The following is a 2491-nucleotide window of genomic DNA, read 5'->3' as shown; positions in this document are numbered from 1 at the left end:
TGTTGATTGGCCTTAAAAACTGAGCCACTTTGAGAGGAATTTGCATCCAAATTTGAGCCACTTCATTGGCCTATCCTGCTCATTTTTTGAGCAAGGGTGGCCGGGAGTGATCAACGTGGGAACTTTGAGTAAATTGCGCCGCCTCGTCTTGCGAGATGGCCTGTCAGTGCGCCAAGCCAGCCTCAGGCTTGGAATTTCCAGAAACACGGCCACCAAATGGCTCAGCGAGCCTGAAATGGTTGAGCCCCAATACCCTGTTCGGCAGACCTCAGCCAGTGTGCTGGACCCGTACAAGGAGCAGCTTGTCACTTGGCTCAAAGCTGACAGCCGCCGCAACAAGCGCGAGCGGCGTGGCGTCAAGGCCTTGTATGAGGCTTTGCGCGCCATGGGCTACGGTGGTAGTTCGACGCCGGTGTACCGGTTTGCTCGGCGCTGGAAGCATGAGCAAAGCCATGCGCCCAAGAACGTGGGGTTTGTGCCGATGCACTTTGAGCTGGGCGAGGCCTTCCAGTTTGACTGGAGCTGTGAGTACGCCTTCATTGGAGGGTTGCGCCGCCGATTGGAGGTGGCGCACATCAAACTGGCCGCCAGTCGGGCGTTCTTACTGGTGGCCTACTTTACGCAAACCCATGAGATGCTGTTTGACGCCCATGCCAGGGGCTTTGCTGTGTTTGGCGGCGTGCCCAAACGGGGCATTTACGACAACATGAAGACGGCGGTGGACAAGATTGGCAAGGGCAAGCAGCGCAGTGTCAACGCGCGGTTTGAGGCGATGACGGGGCATTATTTGTTTGACCCCGAGTTTTGCAACCGTGCGGCTGGATGGGAGAAGGGCATCGTCGAGAAGAACGTGCAAGACCGCAGGCGAGGGGTGGTTCGCGAGATCACTGAGCGGCGCTGGAGCAGTCTGGCCGAGCTCAATGACTGGCTCCAGCATGCCTGCCAAGATGCCTGGCAAGAGTTGGCACACCCAGAGTGGCCAGAGCTGAGCATTGCCGATGTTTGGCAAGATGAGGCGAGCCGCTTGATGCCTTGTCCCAAGCCCTTTGATGGGTACGTTGAACAACCGATTCGGGTGACCTCTACATCGCTGATTCAATACCAACGCAACCGCTACAGCGTGCCTTGCGAGTGGGTGCATGGGGTGGTGAGTTTGCGCGTCTACCCAGAGTACCTGTTGGTAGTGGGGCTCGATGGGCACAGTGCCCGGTTGGAGCGTCACTTTGGGCGGGATCAAACCATTTACGACTGGCAGCACTACATTGCCTTGGTCGAGCGCAAGCCCGGGGCGTTGCGCAATGGCGCCCCCTTCAGGGAAATGCCAGAGCCCTTGTTGGAGTTGCAGCGTCAATTACTCAAACACCCAGGAGGGGACCGGGTGATGGCGCAGGTGCTGTTGGCGGTGAACTTACACGGGCTCGAAGACGTATTGGTGGCCACCGAGTTGGCACTGCAGGCGGGCCGGGTGAGTGCCGAGCACGTGCTCAATGTGATTGCCCGGCTTAAGGAGCCTGCGCCTGCGCGCCTGGAAATCAGCACGCCCCTGCAGCTGAACACGCCTGCGCTTGCCAACTTGGAGCGCTATGACGCTTTGAGAAATGAACAGGAGGCGCGTCATGAGTGATGTGGTCGATGGGCTCAAATCATTGAGTCTGCATGGCATGGCCAGCGCTTGGCCGGAGGTTCTGGGAACGGCCAGGATCAAAGCGCTGGACCATGAGGTGGTGTTGCACCAACTGATCAAGTCGGAGGCTGCGCAGCGCGAGGTGCGTTCTATGGCCTATCAAATGCGCATTGCCCGCTTCCCCGCGCACCGGGATTTGACGGGGTTTGACTTCGCGCAGGCGCATGTGGACGCGAATTTGGTTAAACAATTGCATGAATTGCAGTTTGTGGACTCGGCACACAACGTGGTGTTTGTGGGTGGGCCGGGCACGGGCAAGACGCACTTGGCCACCAGCCTTGGGGTGCAAGCTATCCGCGCAAAGGGCAAGCGGGTGCGTTTCTTCTCCACGGTGGAACTGGTCAATGCCTTGGAGCTTGAGAAATCCCAGAACAAGCACGGGCAGTTGGCCAATCGCTTGATGTATGTGGATTTGGTGATCTTGGATGAGATGGGGTATTTGCCGTTCACCCAATCAGGCGGCGCGTTGCTGTTTCATTTGCTGTCCAAGCTATACGAGCGAACCAGCGTGGTGATCACGACCAATCTGAACTTCTCGGAGTGGGCAAATGTATTTGGCGACGCCAAGATGACCACGGCGCTGCTGGACCGGCTCACGCATCACTGCCACATTGTGGAGACGGGCAACGAGAGTTGGCGCTTCAAGCACTCTCAGGCGATAAGCCAGAGGGGCAAACAATCCAAAACGAAAGGAGCTAAAAACACAGAACAGCTAAACTTATCCACAACCGAATAAGCCAATTCTTTAAAAACCAGTGGCTCAATATTCGATGCAAACACTGGCTCAGTTTGTCTGGCTAATCAACA

General features: G+C 56.9%; 2 protein-coding genes. Both read left to right on the top strand.

The annotated features are described in order from the left end of the window. Positions 1 to 115 precede the first annotated feature (115 nt). On the top strand, positions 116 to 1624 hold the full coding sequence (gene istA / locus B9Z40_RS16985; RefSeq protein ID WP_100174546.1) for an IS21 family transposase: 1509 nt from the start codon (positions 116 to 118) through the stop codon (positions 1622 to 1624). Further along, complete coding sequence (istB, locus tag B9Z40_RS16980; RefSeq protein WP_100174545.1) at positions 1617 to 2420, top strand: IS21-like element helper ATPase IstB; 804 nt, start codon at positions 1617 to 1619, stop codon at positions 2418 to 2420. Before istA ends, istB begins: the two co-directional genes overlap by 8 nt. The last annotated feature ends 71 nt before the right edge of the window (positions 2421 to 2491 follow it).

Origin of the sequence: Limnohabitans sp. 15K (assembly GCF_002778285.1) — a bacterium.
Classification (GTDB): Bacteria; Pseudomonadota; Gammaproteobacteria; order Burkholderiales; family Burkholderiaceae_C; genus Limnohabitans_A.
This window is presented reverse-complemented; position numbering and strand designations above follow the sequence as displayed.